General features: G+C 68.6%; 1 protein-coding gene. It reads right to left on the bottom strand.

The features are described 5' to 3' along the window. On the bottom strand, positions 1–261 hold a 261-nt coding region (locus BFF77_RS37535), incomplete at both ends, for a hypothetical protein (protein WP_245704012.1).

The following is a 261-nucleotide window of genomic DNA, read 5'->3' as shown; positions in this document are numbered from 1 at the left end:
GTCCGTTGCGGTCGAGGACCGCGCCGACCTGGGTGCCGTCGGTGAAGGTGACACAGGCCGGGCCGTCCCAGGGCTCCATCATCGTGGCGTGGAACTGGTAGAAGGCCCGCCGTGCGGGATCCATGGAGTCATGGTTCTCCCATGCCTCGGGGACCATCATCAGCACGGAGTGCGGCAGCGACCGGCCGCCGAGGTGGAGCAGTTCGAGGACCTCGTCGAAGGTCGCGGAGTCGGAGGCGTCCGGCGTGCAGACCGGGAAGA

Origin of the sequence: Streptomyces lushanensis (assembly GCF_001700515.1) — a bacterium.
Taxonomy (GTDB): Bacteria; Actinomycetota; Actinomycetes; order Streptomycetales; family Streptomycetaceae; genus Streptomyces; species Streptomyces lushanensis.
This window is presented reverse-complemented; position numbering and strand designations above follow the sequence as displayed.